13 protein-coding genes are annotated in these 16,358 nt (G+C 39.2%); 11 read left to right on the top strand and 2 right to left on the bottom strand.

Annotation, left to right across the window (positions count from 1 at the left end):
- The first annotated feature begins 40 nt into the window (after window positions 1-40).
- From KV40_RS08505 to KV40_RS34810, 11 genes are all read left to right on the top strand, one after another.
- Entirely contained in the window at window positions 41-571 is a 531-nt protein-coding gene (locus KV40_RS08505) for a COP23 domain-containing protein (RefSeq protein WP_036479901.1), read from the top strand.
- 121 nt (window positions 572-692) lie between these two features.
- Window positions 693-1,628, top strand: a complete 936-nt coding sequence (locus tag KV40_RS08500) for a serine protease (protein WP_172657253.1) — start codon at window positions 693-695, stop codon at window positions 1,626-1,628.
- 308 nt (window positions 1,629-1,936) lie between these two features.
- Window positions 1,937-3,649, top strand: a complete 1,713-nt coding sequence (locus tag KV40_RS32015) for a GUN4 domain-containing protein (protein ID WP_052055480.1) — start codon at window positions 1,937-1,939, stop codon at window positions 3,647-3,649.
- Window positions 3,650-3,651: 2 nt separating this feature from the next.
- Window positions 3,652-4,071: a secondary thiamine-phosphate synthase enzyme YjbQ gene (locus KV40_RS08490; RefSeq protein WP_036479898.1), complete on the top strand. Its 420-nt coding sequence runs from the start codon at window positions 3,652-3,654 to the stop codon at window positions 4,069-4,071.
- A gap of 422 nt (window positions 4,072-4,493) precedes the next feature.
- Window positions 4,494-7,328 (top strand): PAS domain S-box protein, encoded by a 2,835-nt coding sequence (locus KV40_RS36640; protein WP_052055479.1) that lies wholly within the window; start codon window positions 4,494-4,496, stop codon window positions 7,326-7,328.
- A gap of 19 nt (window positions 7,329-7,347) precedes the next feature.
- Window positions 7,348-7,779: a response regulator gene (locus KV40_RS08480; protein ID WP_036479896.1), complete on the top strand. Its 432-nt coding sequence runs from the start codon at window positions 7,348-7,350 to the stop codon at window positions 7,777-7,779.
- Window positions 7,780-7,845: 66 nt separating this feature from the next.
- The gene (locus KV40_RS08475; protein ID WP_036479894.1) at window positions 7,846-9,066 is read left to right on the top strand and encodes a hybrid sensor histidine kinase/response regulator; all 1,221 of its coding nucleotides are present in this window, start codon (window positions 7,846-7,848) and stop codon (window positions 9,064-9,066) included.
- Between the two features lie 55 nt (window positions 9,067-9,121).
- A complete protein-coding gene (locus KV40_RS08470; protein WP_036479892.1) occupies window positions 9,122-10,180 on the top strand; it encodes a hybrid sensor histidine kinase/response regulator in 1,059 nt (352 codons plus the stop codon).
- Window positions 10,181-10,385: 205 nt separating this feature from the next.
- Window positions 10,386-11,321, top strand: coding sequence for a DMT family transporter (locus tag KV40_RS08465; protein WP_253274197.1), 936 nt, complete (start codon window positions 10,386-10,388; stop codon window positions 11,319-11,321).
- Between the two features lie 201 nt (window positions 11,322-11,522).
- A complete protein-coding gene (gene psbA / locus KV40_RS08460) occupies window positions 11,523-12,605 on the top strand; it encodes a photosystem II q(b) protein (protein ID WP_036479890.1) in 1,083 nt (360 codons plus the stop codon).
- A 133-nt stretch (window positions 12,606-12,738) separates the two neighbouring features.
- A complete protein-coding gene (locus tag KV40_RS34810; protein WP_156113993.1) occupies window positions 12,739-12,876 on the top strand; it encodes a hypothetical protein in 138 nt (45 codons plus the stop codon).
- 124 nt (window positions 12,877-13,000) lie between these two features.
- Here the strand turns inward: KV40_RS34810 and KV40_RS08455 are convergent, their stop codons facing one another.
- Both KV40_RS08455 and KV40_RS08450 read right to left on the bottom strand, forming a co-directional pair.
- On the bottom strand, window positions 13,001-13,852 hold the full coding sequence (locus tag KV40_RS08455) for a DUF928 domain-containing protein (RefSeq protein WP_156113992.1): 852 nt from the start codon (window positions 13,850-13,852) through the stop codon (window positions 13,001-13,003).
- A 115-nt stretch (window positions 13,853-13,967) separates the two neighbouring features.
- The gene (locus tag KV40_RS08450; RefSeq protein WP_036479888.1) at window positions 13,968-16,328 is read right to left on the bottom strand and encodes a CHASE2 domain-containing protein; all 2,361 of its coding nucleotides are present in this window, start codon (window positions 16,326-16,328) and stop codon (window positions 13,968-13,970) included.
- Window positions 16,329-16,358 lie beyond the last annotated feature (30 nt).

The raw sequence follows: 16,358 nt of genomic DNA, 5'->3' as shown, positions 1-16,358 counted from the left end.
GTAATATTAACTATTAGTAGATTAATTGAGATTGAAAGCCATGATAAGATCTTTAGTTGGAATGCTTGCTGGAGTAAGCGTTGTTTTAGGAAGCGCGATCGCTTTTCCCTCAGCTACCTCAGCTAGAAATAATACCTACTACTGCGCCCAGCTTAACGGTAAGTGGAATACTTTTGTCAACACTCCCAGAGGTAGAGTAACTCTGATTGAGTGGGCAAATTCCTTTGCTAATGACTGGACTCCGCAAAAAAGATGCCTGGCAATTTCCCAGCGTTTTCAACAATTTCTGGATAAAGGAAATTTAAAGTATATTCGTACGGGTAACGTCAATCAACAGCCAGTAATCTGCGTTGCCGACTCTAGTAGCGGTACATGTCCAGACAAGAATGTCTTGATTACTCTCAAACAAGGAACAGATCCAGAAGCAACCTTAGTTAGATTAGTTGATTTTCGTCGTAGCGTCAGCGGACAAACCCTAACCTTAAGTGCGGACGATCCTGGTTTTTACAATGATGGTGAATTTTATGTCGACTTAGAAAAATTTCTCGAAAAAGTTCCCGTTACTAAATAGCAAAAGGATAAATAAATCGCTGAAGTTCCCCATTTCAATGGGTTAGTAAACAAAGTTGTTCGATCCAAATAAAAAACCTAAGAATCGTTTAAATTCGCTTTTAAATGAACGCTTTTTACCTTTGAAGCCGAAAACAGCAGTCAAACTATCTCTAGTTTTGGCTGGTGTTGGTGTGCTTTTAGCTAGTAGCAGCCTATATTTGTCTGACAAAATTCCAGCATTTTTTCCTAATAGTTTAAATGCTAGAGTAAACACTACAGCCAGCAAAATTACCGTTAAAATTCTAGGTGAGAATTTTTTAGGTTCGGGTTTTATTATTCAACAACGAAGCAGCCTGTATACGGTTATTACCAATCAACACGTCTTGAGGGCAGGTCAAGCTCCTTACTCTATACAAACTCCCGACGGCAAAATTTATCCAGCACGAAGAGCTAAATTAGCTTCAAAATACGATCTGGCTTTATTACAATTTACTAGCGATGTGCAATACAATATTGCTAGTTTCGGTAGTTCTTCATCTCTAACCGTAGGAGAACCAGCTTTTGCGGCAGGTTATGCTGTAGCCAGTAGCAAAAAACTCAGTCAAACGGAAGTTGAAAACTACAAAAATGCCCCGCTACCTGGCTTTACTCTGAGATCGGGAAGAATTCAAATAATTTTGGAGCGAGCGTTAGAAGAAGGATACCGAATTGGATATACTAATGATGTAGAAAAAGGTATGAGTGGTGGTCCTTTGTTCGATCTTCATGGAACAGTCATTGGAGTTAACGGCAAACATGCCTATCCACTTTGGGAAGCACCAGACTACTACGAAGATGGCTCTCAACCCTGCCCGCCCCTGCAAGAATTAATTACTAATTCTAGTCTGGCTATTCCGATTGAAGCGGGAATTAGCCTGATACCAAAGCCAAAATCCAAGCCAGATATTTCAGCAGCTAAAGATTCTGCTTGGACATCAATAACTTTAGATTCCGATTTAGTGAGTAATCCTGTAAAGTTAGTCGCTCAAATGCAGGCTAGAGCTAAAGCGATCGAAAACTGCCAAATACCAGAATGAGTTTGAATTTAAGCTTTTGATGTTTGCTAAGTTAATAGCAGCGCGCTCGTCTAGTTTTAAATAGAGATTGTTTTCTGGGAAACACCGAGAGACAATTTGTCGTCATTAAGATTAAGACATAATTCTAACTTGGCAACTCACCGCTAAACCTGCTCGGCGCTGACAAGCTATAACTTTATTTATAAATAGTTGAAGATAAAATAATTGATAACTAATCGAGTCGTGGTATTGAAAATACTCGTCTAGATAGAGGCTAACATTAAATATTATTTTGGCTGACGGACAGATTTGCTGGAGGCAAAGCAACAATGAACTTTTCGCAAATAATTTCTATATTATTTTTTGGAGGTGCGATCGCCGCAACCGTACAGCCAGCTTTTAGTAGAACTACTGCGTCTCTTATTGAGGAAACTTCTTCCTCTAAGAGTTCACTCTATCAAATACAAAGCCCTAAAACGCAACTCCAACTAGCTCAAGCATTACAACCAGAACAAATAAACCTCCGCGCCAAACAAATCACCGTGCGTATAGACGGCGCAAATCTCGGTTCGGGAGCAATTATAGCCGAATCTAATAATGTCTACACGGTGTTAACCAATTGGCATGTAGTAAGAAATCCAGGACAATACTCGCTACAAACTATTGATGGTAGAGAGCATCAAATAAATTCCACCAGCATCAGACAGATAGCCAAATTAGATTTAGCTATTGTTAAGTTTGAGAGCAATCAAAATTATCAGGTAGCAGAATTAGGCGATTCGGGAAATATCCTAGAAGGACAAAGCATTTATTTTGCTGGTTATCCAGGGGAACAAAGACAAGAAAATAGCCGTTATTATCGCTTTTTCGCTGCTAACCTGGTAGGAATCTTGCCAAATTCTACTGCTAATGGCTACTCGCTGATCTATAACGGTGAAGCGTTTCCAGGAATGAGCGGCGGTCCTGTATTTGATAAATACGGCAATCTAATTGGTATTCATGGTGAAGCTAATATTAATGCTATTACTGGGGGGACTTCCAACTATGCCATTCCTATAAATGCTTACCGACAGGCGATCGCGCAAAATCAATCTCAATCTACAGTTTCCGATACAAACGATAATTCTACTCCAGCAATACCAGAAATAATTATCGAACCTCAACCTTCAGAAGAAAATCGAGAAACGGAGGCAAATTCAAATCCCGACACGACTTCCAATACATCCAACTCCGCGATCGATGAATCTACTTCTTCAGAAGAAAACACAACCAAAGTTTCTTCAGAAATTCGCCAGGAAAGTTCTGCTGCTGAAGCAACACCATCAGAATCTGGAATTTCTTCCATACCTACTTTTTCATCAGAAGATGTTCTAGATGCTTCTAGCGATCGCAATTCACCCCAACCAAATACTACAACAGCCAACGAAGCAGCATCCAGGCGTTCTCCGCAGTCAAAACTAATCTCTGCCACCACAAGTATCGACTACAGACCCTTAAAACGACTTCTCGAAGCCAAAAAGTGGGAAGATGCAGACCGTCAAACCTATCAACTAATCGATCGCATCGTTACATCTGCCAAACAACAGAACCAGAACATCTTTATCGAACTCAAAACAATTGCTGATTTTGCCTGTAGCGACATTAGAACTATCGATAGTCTCTGGCAGCAGTACAGTGGCGGTCGGTTTGGTTTTACACCCCAGCAAAAAATCTGGCAAAATGTCGATCGAAATGGCGATTTTTCAACCGCAGCCTGGCGGAGTTTTGCTACTCAAGTCGGTTGGAAGCAGGGTGAAATTGCTAGTGCGGGAGGCTATTTGCTTTACGAACAGTTAAACTTCAATCCCGAACGTGCTCCAGAAGGTCATCTTCCCTGGTGGTTCGCTCTTCCTGAAGAACAACAAAATGTCCTCAAGCACTTATTTACTCGCTGTAACTTAGATCCCTCAGCAGTAGCCGATGCTAATCGGTCTGGTTCGCCAAACAATGAAAAAAAATCTAATACTAGTCACACTGAAGTTGAACGAGAACGAGCTAAATGAATATGAAACAGTATCAAAAAGCTTTTCGCTTAAAAACTACGGGAAAATCTCTTCATAAAGTTACAAGCAAAGTCGAGCAAATTGTAGCAGAGTCGAAAATCGATACGGGTTTGTGTCTGGTTTTTGTCAGGCACACATCGGCATCATTAGTAATTCAAGAAAATGCCGATCCCGATGTGCTTCAGGACTTAAATAATTTTTTTGCCAAACTAGTACCAGAAGACCCATCGCGTTACGTTCACAATGCAGAAGGTGCTGACGACATGCCAGCCCATATACGCTCGGCACTAACCCACACTTCCGAACAAATTCCAGTTGCTGGAGGCAGGTTGGTTTTGGGTACCTGGCAGGGAATTTATCTGTGGGAACACCGTCAACGCAGCCATCAAAGAGAGTTAGTAGTTCATATTAATGGCGATTAACAAAAGTAGCAAGTAGCAGTTAATTTAACTGCTATAAAGCATTGAAGCTCAAGCTTAATTAAACTACAGTGTACTTAATAAAACCGAAAAATGCTGTATATTTACAATTGAAACCTATAGCTTAAGCTTGAAAAGCTAATCAAAAAAAATTATTCTACTATTTTTAACTCAAAGTTAATAATTTTTGCTACTCAAATTTCTTACATCTCTCTTACCTCGTCACAAATAAAAAAGTAATCTGTAATCTAAAAGAGAACAGCTTAGACTCTTTCCTCCGCTAGAGGAAAGATTAGCTTTAATATCATTTAATATAAACAGGAAAACAATGCCAAAATTATTAAATACAGTACATATAATCTATTTTTTATAAAAAAAATTAGAGTAAAAATCACAGCAAGTTTAAATCCAGTTTAAAAATCAAAATGCAATCATGTCAGCAAGAAATAGATAAATTACAGCAAGAATTGGCTGTTTGCCGCTCTCGCTATAATAATTTACTCGCCTCTAATAGCGATATTGTCTGGCTGGCAGAAAAAACTGGAACTATTATTTACACTAATTCTTCCTGGCAAAAATATACGGGGTTAGAAAATTCAGAAGCAGTCGAGCGAGCTTTTTTAAAATCTATACATCCAGAAGATAGAATCAAATTCAAGACAAAAATCGAGCGAGCGGTGCAACTGCAAAACTGCTGGCAGATATCTGTTAGATTGAAAGATTTTAATGACAACTATTGGAGTTTTAATTTCGAAGTTAAGCCCATACGCGATCGCCAAAATCGCATTGTAGAATGGATGGGAGTTGGAAAAAAAGTTGAGGCGACAGAGCGGATAAAAACCGAGTTGATTGCCGAAAAAGAATTTGTCAAAGCCTTATTAGATAATCTTGCTGAAGGAATTGTAGCTTGCGATCGCCAGGGAGTATTGGCTTTGTTTAATCGCGCTACTCAAGAATTTCATGGACTGCCACAAGCAGCAATTACTGCTACTGACTGGAGCGAACACTACGATCTCTATCATAGTGATGGCAAAACATTGATGAAACCAGAAGACATTCCTCTGTTTCGCGCTCTACAAGGAGAATCAGTACGCAATGTTGAAATGATTATCAAACCCAAAAACGCTAAAACGCGCTATATTCTGGCAAGTGGCGACCCAATTATTACAGCTACGGGAGAAAAATTGGGTGCAGTGGCAGCAATGCGAGATATCAGCGATCGCCTCGAGATAGAACGCGCTCTAAAAGATAGTCAAATTCGTTTTAATGGTGCCTTTCAACAAGCAGCAGTAGGTATGGCGATCCTTTCGCTAGAGGGAAGGTGGTTAGAAGCAAATCCTGCCTTGTGTAATATTATTGGTTACACTCAGGCAGAATTAACTCAGACAACTTTTCAAAAGCTTACTCACCCAGAAGATTTGCCGCGTGACTTAGAATATACTCGCCAGCTATTGTCTGGAGAAAGGGTTAGCGTCATGGTAGAAAAACGCTATTTGCACAAACAGGGATATCCAGTATGGCTTAACATTAGCACTTCGATAATGCGTAACGAACAAAACGAGCCGCTTTATTTTGTGTCGTTGTTCCAGAATATTACCGAAGCCAGACAAACTCTTCAAGCATTAGAAGAAAGTGAAAAACGCTATCGAACAATTGCCGACAATTCTAGCGATTTAATTTCCATTCAATCTCCAGAAGGAATTTTCTTGTATGTTTCTCCTGCTTCTAGAGCAACTTTAGGTTATCAGCCAGAGGAAATGATCGGAAAATCAATTTATGATTTTCTTCATCCCGAAGATGCCCTTTTACTTACAGAAACTCCCAACAAAATCGAACAATATTCCGAGTTTTACACCTACACCTATCGATTCCGCGATCGAGACGGCAGCTATATTTGGCTGGAAACTACCAACCGTAGCCTTTATCGCCCTAATAGCCAAACTATTGCCGAGATTGTCTCTATATCGCGTAACGTTAGCGACCGCATATTAGCCGAAGTAGAAATTGCCGAACTCAATCAACAGCTAGAGCAAAGAGTCCAACGGCGCACCGCACAGTTAGAAGCAGCAGATCGCCAAAAAGATTTGTTACTAATTCGAGAGCGAGAAGCGCGAACCGAAGTAGAACAAGTAAAGCAAAAAATCGAGCTTTATGCCGATATTGTTAACAATATTCAAATTGGAATTATGGTTTGGCGGTTAGACAACCCTCAAAACCCCAATAGTTTCAAGCTAATCGATCTCAATCCCGCTGCCGCAAGACTCTCGATGTGTGACGTCAGCCCGACTGTCGATTGCTATGTGGCGGAGTGTTTTCCGCGTTTGGTCGAACTAAAAATTCCTGAAGCCTGTGTTGAAGTTATTGAAACTCAGCAGGTGCGAGACTTAGGAGAAGTAACCAACCTCAATGACTGTGTGAGCGATTTAACATTTAACCTTCAAGCTTTTCCCCTACCCAATCGTTTAGTAGGTTTAATTTTAGAAGATATTACCCAACGCCAACAAACACAAATAATGCTGCAAGCTAGAGCTACAGAGCTAACAAAGATTAACGCCATGCTCTTAAAAACCACAGCGCAGCTGGAAAAACGCAATCAGGAATTAGATCGCTTTGCCTATGTTACCTCTCACGATCTCAAAGCACCACTGAGAGCTATTGCTAATCTTTCGCAGTGGATTGAAGAAGATTTAGCAGACAAATTAACCGAAGACACGCGCCATCAAATGAATCTGTTAAGAGGTAGGGTTCAGCGTCTGGAAAATTTAATTAATGGTTTACTGGCATATTCTCGTATTGGTAGAGATAGGTCGAAGCCAAAAACTATAGATGTAACTGCTTTACTGCAAAAAATTATTCGACTCATACAACTTCCTTCGGGCTTTACAGTCGAAATTGACGATAATATGCCTACTGTAGTTTCCGAATACATACCATTACAGCAAGTATTTACCAATTTAATTAGTAATGCGATCGCCCATCACCATCGTTCGACAGGAAAAGTGTCAATCTCGGTCAGCGATTGCGGTCAGTTTTATCGCTTTAGCGTCAGTGATGATGGTCCTGGTATTAATTCCGATTATCACGAAAAGATTTTTGGCATTTTTCAAACTCTCGAAGCTCGCGATCGCAAAGAAGCTACGGGAATTGGCTTATCAATTGTTAAAAAAGCCGTCGAAGAAAGAGGAGGAGAAATTGAAGTAGAATCGGAACTCGGTAACGGTAGTACTTTTCATTTCACCTGGCGCAAATCAGTTTATTAAACTAAATCGAGCGATAATTATGGAAGAACGAGTAATTAATATTTTGCTGGTCGAAGATGATGAAGTAGATATCATGAACGTCAAACGCGCTTTCAAAAAAAGCAATATCTATAATCCTTTATATATTGCCAATAACGGTATTGAAGCTCTAGAAAAGCTAGGAGCGATTCAAGGTCATCAAGAAGTTATTCCTTCCAATCGCCGCCTGATTTTACTCGATCTCAATATGCCCAAAATGAACGGTTTGGAATTTCTGCACAAACTTAGAGAACATCCCGAACTAAAGCTAACACCTGTTATAGTTTTGACAACTTCTGACGAAGATCGCGATCGCGTAGAAGCATATAATCTTAACGTAGCAGGCTATATTCTCAAGCCTGTTACCTTTGGCAATTTTGCCGAAGTAATGGTTGCTTTAAATAAATACTGGACTTTGTGCGAAATGCCCTAACCAGTTTGATATTTAACTGTAAAATCGACAACCAATCTCAATCAAACAAACGCTCCACTGTAGTTAATGGATGAAAATATCAAGATATTAATAGTAGATGATGATGAAGTAGACCGTATGGCGGTACGACGGGCTTTACAAAAAGGTAGTTTAAACATAACTTTATGCGAAGCCGAAAATAGTGCTGCGGCTTTAGAAAAACTATTTTCAACCCCAAACAATCAAAATTTTGATGTCATCTTGCTCGATTATTATTTGCCAGATAGCAATGGACTAAACCTGATCGAACAAATAAACGAATTGAATCTATCAATACCTTTGATAGTACTTACAGGACAAGGAGATGAAGAAATTGCTGTCGAAATAATGAAAGCTGGAGCCGCCGATTATCTATCAAAATCTCGGGTTTCTCCCCAAAGCTTGATTCAAACTATTAGTAGTGCTATCCGAATTAACCGCGCTGAGAAAGCCGCAAAACTAGCAAATCAACGCTTGAGAGCCACAAACGAGCTATTAATGCAAAAAAATCGAGAACTGAAACTACAGCAGCAGCAAATCCAACTACAAAACATTCAGCTACAGGAAGCTTCTCGCCTTAAATCCGAGTTTTTGGCAACCATGTCTCACGAATTGAGAACCCCGATGAATGCCATTATGGGTTTTTCTCAACTGTTACTACGTCAGTATCCCGATCCTTTAAGCGAACAACAGCTAAATATAGTTGGTCGAATTTTTAATAATAGCCAAAACTTATTAGAAATGATCAATGAACTGTTGGATTTTTCTAAAATCGAGGCAGGTAAATTCGAACTAAACTTTCGCGAATTCGATCTAGATAAATTAGTTTGTCTGACCGTCGAAGAACTACGTTCGTTGGCAGTGCAAAAGAAGATCGAGCTAAAAACAGATATTAATTTAAATAACCCTACAGTGTTTCAAGACTATAGTTGTTTAAAAAGAATTCTCATTAACTTGTTATCTAATGCCATTAAATTTACCAATCAAGGTGGTGTACGGGTCAAAGTATGGGAGTTTGAAAGTGAGAACAAAATAGCTATAGCGGTGGAAGATACGGGTATAGGTATTGAAAAAGATAATTTTAAACGTATTTTTGAAGCTTTTCGCCAAGCAGATCAATCTATCTCTCGCGCTCATACTGGAACTGGTTTGGGATTAGCAATTACCGACTCATTAACCAAAATGCTACAGGGTACGATAACTCTCGAAAGCGAAGTGGGAGTTGGTTCGGTTTTTTGTGTCAAAATCCCTCGTAAGGCTTATGTTTGACAGCAGACAGTATTTTAGAATTGATTGATAATAATCTTTTATAAAACTTTTTTATATGTCTTCTGCTGTAGCTTTAAAAAAAGATCGGATTCTTGCTGTCGATGATACCCCCGATAATTTATTTTTATTTAAATTAGCTTTAGAACAAGAAGGATACGAAGTTTGCCTGGTTGACAATGGCTTAAAAGCTCTAGAGACAATTAAGCAATCTCCTCCCGATTTAATTTTACTCGATGTAATGATGCCAGGAATTGACGGTTATGAAGTAACAAAGCAAATTCGTCAAGACCGCAACTTACCTTTTATTCCTATTTTGTTGATTAGTGCCTATCAAGAGACTAGCGTTATTCAAGGATTAGATGCTGGAGCAGATGAATTTATTCGCAAACCAATTCAAATTGATGAATTACAGGCAAGAGTCCGTTCGCTACTGCGTCTCAAACAAACCATCGATCAGCGTGAAAATTTTGTTTCTTGTTTGACACACGACCTGCGTACACCGTTGGTTGCAGCCAACAGAATGCTTAGTCTGATGCAGCAAGAAGTTTTTGGTACTATTACTAATGAGATGAAAGAAGCTATTGCAAATATTAATAACAGTAATGAAAATTTGCTAAAAATGTTAAATACATTATTAGAAGTATATCATTACGAAGTAGGTAGAAAAATTCTCAGCTTTATCGAATTCGATTTATCGGAGTTAGTAGAAGAAGTAGTAGTAGAACTTAAGCCTCTAGCAGCAGAAAAAAATTTAGAAATAAAATTAGAGATATTACCTAATACTAGTATTAAAGGCGACCGTCTAGAATTAAGACGTGTTTTGTCTAATTTGATTGGTAACGCAATTAAGTTTACCGACAGAGGTTATGTTGCTATTGCCCTGCAAACTACAGACAAAAACGTTGTTATCAAAATAGAAGATACGGGCATTGGTATTCCCAAGTCAGAGCAAAAAGCCATTTTCCAACGTTTTCAACAAGGCAATCATCGTCGCTCTGGTAAAGGCTTGGGTTTATATTTGTGCGAGCAAATAATAAATACTCACGAAGGAACTATTGAAGTAGAATCAGAAGTAGATAAAGGAACTACTTTTACTATTAAGCTTCCTTTATGACTGCATACGAGAATATTAGTTAGCAGTATTTATAGCAATCCTTAGTCATATTAGGTACATTTCGATTCTGTCAGGCAAGAGGAGGATGCGAGTTTTGAGGGAACCTCAAAACTTCTAGCCATCCGTGCAAAAGGCAATTTGTTCTAAGTTTAAATTAGTACCTCACCTATTCAAGAACCGCTATATCAAAAATTAAATTAAAGTTTTGTCTATAAATATCGGTTATTTTCAGGAATTTATTGGAGAAATAGCAGCATTGAGTGCTGCTTTTTTGTGGGCAGCTGCTTCCATAATTTACAGTCGCCTGGGATTAAAAATTTCACCATTACAGCTTAATGTCTATAAAGGTATTATTGCGATCGCACTATTAGTAATAACTCTGATAGGGCAGAAAGCGACGTTTGACAATATAGCTTTATATCCTTTGCTCATGCTATCGGTTAGCGGCGCGATCGGAATTGGCTTAGGCGATACTGCCTATTTTGCGGCTTTAAATATTTTGGGCGCGAGACGCACCTTATTGTTAGAAACATTGTCTCCCCCTATAGGCGCGCTGCTTGCCTTAATTTTTATGAGCGAACAGTTATCATCTAGTGCTTGGTGTGGAATTATACTCACTCTTGGCGGTATCGTTTGGGTAATTAGCGAACGCACTCCGATTGCCACGAAGAAAAGTATAAAGATGAAAGCAGGAATTATTTATGCAATTTTAGCGGCAGTCGCTCAAGCCTTTGGTGCAGTAATCTCTCGTTTTGCGTTGTTACAGTCCGATATCAGTCCTCTAACTAGTGCATTGGTACGTTTGCTGGCAGGTACTGCAATCGTTTGGCTGCTTTGGTTAGTTACCAACCGCCGACAAACTGGTTTGACTAGATCGCTATTAATTAAAAGCAATTTAAGCATAACCAATTGGAGTGCAGTAGCGATCGCAGCTTTTAGCGGTACCTATTTAGGCATTTGGTTACAGCAAACGTCATTAAAATATGCACCTACAGGTATTGCTCAAACTTTATTAGCTACAAGTCCTTTGTTTGTTCTACCAATAGTAGCTTTTATGGGTGAAAAAATTAGTTGGCGTTCCGTTTTGGGAGTTTTCATTTCTTTAGGAGGAGTGGCATTCTTGTTTATTAATGTCAACTAGTTAGATCTTCGGTCGAATTTACAAACACCAAGTAACTACAACCATTGATAGATTAGGGTCTAATATTCGTTACAAAACTTGACAAAGACTGAAAAGTTAGTTAGTATGTAAATGTGGATGAGGTCAAACAAATTATTTTTATCTCGTTTCCCATCTACAGAACCTTGAAAATTTAATACATAACGCAATAATTCACACAATATGACAACTACACTAAGAACTCGCGAAAATCGCAGTGCTTGGGAGAACTTTTGTCAGTGGGTAACCAGCACCAACAACCGCATTTACATCGGTTGGTTCGGTGTCTTGATGATTCCCACCCTCCTAGCAGCAACCACCTGTTTCCTAATCGCCTTCGTCGCAGCACCGCCTGTAGACATCGACGGCATTAGAGAACCAGTAGCAGGTTCATTACTGTACGGTAACAATATCGTATCGGGAGCAGTAGTACCAAGCTCAAACGCAATTGGACTACACTTCTATCCCATCTGGGAAGCAGCCTCATTAGATGAGTGGCTGTACAACGGCGGACCTTATCAGCTAATCGTCTTCCACTTCCTAATCGGAGTCTTCTCCTACTTAGGACGTCAGTGGGAACTATCCTACAGACTAGGAATGCGTCCTTGGATCTGCGTAGCATATTCTGCACCAGTATCGGCTGCCACAGCAGTATTCCTAATCTATCCTTTAGGACAAGGAAGCTTTTCTGACGGAATGCCATTAGGTATTTCTGGTACGTTTAACTTCATGTTCGTGTTCCAAGCCGAACACAACATTCTGATGCACCCCTTCCACATGTTAGGTGTAGCAGGCGTATTCGGTGGAGCATTATTCTCTGCCATGCACGGTAGTTTGGTAACCTCTTCTTTGGTAAGAGAAACAACCGAAACCGAGTCACAGAACTACGGTTACAAATTCGGACAAGAAGAAGAAACCTACAACATCGTAGCCGCACACGGTTATTTTGGTCGCTTGATTTTCCAATATGCGTCTTTCAACAATAGCCGCAGCCTACACTTCTTCTTAGGAGCGTGGCCTGTAATCGGTATTTGGTTCACCGCAATGGGAATCAGTACGATGGCGTTCAACTTGAACGGTTTCAACTTCAACCAGTCGGTAATGGATTCTCAAGGAAGAGTTGTAAACACTTGGGCAGACGTACTCAACAGAGCCAACCTTGGTTTTGAGGTAATGCACGAGCGTAATGCACACAACTTCCCCTTAGACCTTGCCAGTGCCGATGCTACTCCTGTAGCACTCTCTGCTCCTAGCATTAACGGCTAATCAAAAAGTTTAACTAACTCGTTCATCGAGTTTTAAAAAAGGCGTTCTCATCTTGTTAAATGGGAACGCTTTTTGCTTAGATAAGCATTTAATGTCAATTTTTAGCCAATCTTAGACGAGGATAATCCAACCCATGCTTTTAATAGATACACTTTTAATCGGTGTAATTGCGCTCGCAGTTTATAAAGAGAAAACCGCAAATGCCGAGCAAGCAGAGCTTATTACAGTTCCTGTAAGCGACGAGGAAAAAGCTCAAAAGATAAATGACTAAACAATGCTCTCCAGTGATGGGGGGTATTTTTTTTGCCAGATTTTACTATTATCACAATTTTTATCGAACTTAGTTATGAATTGCTCTTTAAGTTACCTAACATTAAAGAGTTGAGTAGAGCCATTTACTCAAGAAATTTACAACAGTCGAGCAGTGGATAGTTGGCTAAAATCTCCAAATCTACAGATTGCAACAGGCTTTTCCATTCAGCCGCATAATTTTGGCGATCGCTGCCAGGATTAGCCAGGCTAAGTTCTGCCAAGTTAGTCACTGCATCGTGCCATATTCCTTTTTTAGCGTAAAATGCAGCCTTTTCTATAGCAGTTAGCTGCTCTAAGCGATCGCCAAATTCCCAATTTAAATTAGTCCGCTCGATCCATCCTTCAACAAAATGTAATTTTGCTGGCTGTTGCGGGTTACATTTGACTCGTACTTTTAGAAACCAATGATACATTTTTGGTTGGTTAGTTTGGCTGATTTTTAAAGATGGAGCGTGATGTTTGGTAGCAATGCTGATAATACCAGGAGTTTCGGGTATGGTTAATAAATTACGGTATATTGTTTTACTAGGTTGTTGAGACTCATCTTTGAGAACGAACTCCATTGACGAAATCTCCCTGTGCTTGAAAGGAATTAAAAACCAAAAAGTAGGATATTCAGAGGTTGTTAACCCCCAAACTTTAGTGACTGGAATAGTTTCTTCTTTATTTAAATGAATTGTTTGTTGATAACTTGGAACTAATGCTGTTAAAGGTTGCTCGCTATTAATACATCCGCGACTTGCAGCTTCACCGCGATCGCCTGCTGCACTACGGTCTGGTGGTGGAGGTGGGGGAACAAATTCGATTGATTTGCTACTAACAATAACTGACTCTGCCAATAGTTTTGAAGAGCGAGCAATCCCAGCCACGATAGTTATGATAACTAAGGTGGTAATTAGTTTAAAAGTCCGCCAATAGTTGTTGGTAATCATCATAAAATTGAGCTATCAAAAACTTTTAAAACTTTGTATTAATTATTATCGATAGTAAACAAAATAGCTCTTTTCTTTATTTTAAATAATTTAGTTTAAATAAAAAGCTCACTATAACTTAACTTAACTTAGGGTTTTTGCTATTTGCTAGAAAGACTGCCGTACATATAGCACTACCGCTCACAGCTAAAAATGCAGGAACTAAAGGAATCCATAAAGCAAATATAATTAATAAAATCAGACTAGCACCAGATAAAATCAGTAATACTCCTCCAACACCTATTATTAAATAATTAGGCTGCCGCAAATACCAAGCTAATAAACTACCAATTAAAGACCAACTCCATATCCAAAAGATTTCATACCAGATCGACCAAGTTTGTAATAAAGGTCTTCTATCCATAGCAGCATTAATAAGTTGGCTAACCATTTGAGCTTGCAATACTACTCCTGGAATGATTTTGGGTTTTCCATTGTCAGTGTAGGGAGTTAAAGAATAATCGCGAAAGCTCTCTGCTGTCGTACCAATTAGAACTATGCGGTCTTTAATTGCCGAATCGTTTAGTTTTCCCGCCAAAAAATCACCCAAAGATATTTGTGGAGCGATCGCTTCTAGGGAAGGTGAAGCTCGATAATTGAGTAAGATTTGATGACCTAAAGCATCAATTCCTTGATATCCTCCAGTATGTGATTCCAGGGGTTTAAAGGTTAGTTTTCCTAGTTGCCATGCGCCTTCAGAGGTAAATTTAAGTTCGATGCCTTGGTTGTAGAGATAGCGTAAAGCAAGTTGAACACTTAAAGAGTAAGAAGTATTACAAACAGAAGCAAGAGGAGTTAAAGCTAAATAATGACGACGCACCACATTATCTGAATCTAGAAGAATATTACTAAAACCTAGATTATTTTTGGAAACTTCTGGAGGTGGAGCAACACCCGATATACCCGCGCGAGGATTGCTAACTTTACAGACACTTACTAGGGAACTGCTGTTTTTCAATAATTTGTCTAGTTCGGAATCTTCTTCATCCACTGGATAATCCCGATAGATGTCTAACCCAATCACTGCTGGTCGAGCTTGTTCTAATTGTGTTAACAGCCGAGCAAGAGATTTATCTGATAGAGAACCTCGCGGTTTTTCCGATTGTTGGTTTCGTACATCTTCTTCTGTTATGGCTACAATTAAAAGGCGCGGATCGGGTTTTTCCGAAGGACGTAATTGCAATAAGCGATCGAACGCTTTTAATTCTAGAGATTGCAAGAAACCAAAATATCTTGTCCCCATTACTAACCCAAACATCAGGGTGCTTACTATTAGGATTGCTGAAAAACTAAATAAGTTTATTTTCTTTTTATTGGGAGTAAATTTGACTAAAACTTGAGTTGAATTGAGTATAGGTTTGCTATTATACAGTTCTTGCCAAATTAAAGGTACTTCCGCAGGATTTTGACAGATAACAGGCAACCAACTAGCACAAGGATATTGACTCTCTACACCCTGTAATCGCTCTCTTGCTTCTCGCACGGCTAAATAACAAGAAGTTCCCTGAGAGTATGCCTGTAAAAAATATTTGGAAAACTGATGTGCTACCTTGTCAGGAACTGGTTCTCGCATGACAATAATTTGAGGAATTTGTAGGGGTGCAAACTCCCGTGCTAATCCTAAGCCATCACAAGAGTTAAAAATAGCTAATTGTAAACCTCTTGCAACTGCTTTTTTTAGGGCATACTTTAATTGAGTTATAGTTAGACTCTCAGTTTGATTGATATAAATTTTGCCAGCATTCTTTAGTTCTTGAGTAGAACTATGTCCTGCAAAGAATAAAATCTGCCAATGCTGTTCCCAAAATCGGTCATTAATTTCTTGACGTTCTGGTTCTACTAAAAAAGTAATATCAACATTAGGTAAACGTTCGAGAATGGCTCTGTCAGTTTTGGTATCAATTCCCTGACTATTACCCAAAATAGCTAATATCTTGATTTTTTCGCCAATGTATGCTTTTCTATCCGCCTGTTCGTATACAGAAGAACTTAAAGCTATTTCTGCTTTGGGATATTGTTCTAATAAATCCCAAAGCTGCCAGGGTAGTTGTTGTATTTGAAAATCTTCAGTTTGTAATAGGATGCGAATGCTATCTTCTGGAGAGAGCTTTTCTAAAAATTTCTCACGAATGGGACGAAAAGAATCTGCTGCCAGCCAATTGTTGAAATGTGTGTTAAAAATATTTGCGGCTTGCTGACATTCTTCTATGGTATTGGCGGCAAGAGTTTGTTTGGGTAAACCAATGGGGCGAGATGCCAACTTTAGATTACGGTAAATAGTTTGCCAATAACGGTAATGATAGATAATTTCTGGATAGGCAGGTAAATTACCTGTAATTTCAACGCTAGGGCGAGTATATTCTTCTCCAATTTGCAGAGTTACGGGAAAACCAGTTTTTAAGGTTTCTTCTCCTAATTTTAAAACAACTAACTTGTTCACCGAGCCTTTCCTCAAACTGCGATCGCGCCT

Origin of the sequence: Myxosarcina sp. GI1, from assembly GCF_000756305.1 — a bacterium.
Classification (GTDB): Bacteria; Cyanobacteriota; Cyanobacteriia; order Cyanobacteriales; family Xenococcaceae; genus Myxosarcina.
This window is presented reverse-complemented; position numbering and strand designations above follow the sequence as displayed.

Excerpts from the sequence above, each read along its gene's own strand:
- KV40_RS08505 (WP_036479901.1), top strand. The coding sequence starts at position 41 with ATGATAAGATCTTTAGTTGGAATGCTTGCTGGAGTAAGCGTTGTTTTA.
- KV40_RS32015 (WP_052055480.1), top strand. The coding sequence starts at position 1,937 with ATGAACTTTTCGCAAATAATTTCTATATTATTTTTTGGAGGTGCGATC.
- KV40_RS08490 (WP_036479898.1), top strand. The coding sequence starts at position 3,652 with ATGAAACAGTATCAAAAAGCTTTTCGCTTAAAAACTACGGGAAAATCT.
- KV40_RS36640 (WP_052055479.1), top strand. The coding sequence starts at position 4,494 with ATGCAATCATGTCAGCAAGAAATAGATAAATTACAGCAAGAATTGGCT.
- KV40_RS08480 (WP_036479896.1), top strand. The coding sequence starts at position 7,348 with ATGGAAGAACGAGTAATTAATATTTTGCTGGTCGAAGATGATGAAGTA.
- KV40_RS08475 (WP_036479894.1), top strand. The coding sequence starts at position 7,846 with ATGGATGAAAATATCAAGATATTAATAGTAGATGATGATGAAGTAGAC.
- KV40_RS08470 (WP_036479892.1), top strand. The coding sequence starts at position 9,122 with ATGTCTTCTGCTGTAGCTTTAAAAAAAGATCGGATTCTTGCTGTCGAT.
- psbA (WP_036479890.1), top strand. The coding sequence starts at position 11,523 with ATGACAACTACACTAAGAACTCGCGAAAATCGCAGTGCTTGGGAGAAC.
- KV40_RS34810 (WP_156113993.1), top strand. The coding sequence starts at position 12,739 with ATGCTTTTAATAGATACACTTTTAATCGGTGTAATTGCGCTCGCAGTT.
- KV40_RS08455 (WP_156113992.1), bottom strand. The coding sequence starts at position 13,852 with ATGATGATTACCAACAACTATTGGCGGACTTTTAAACTAATTACCACC.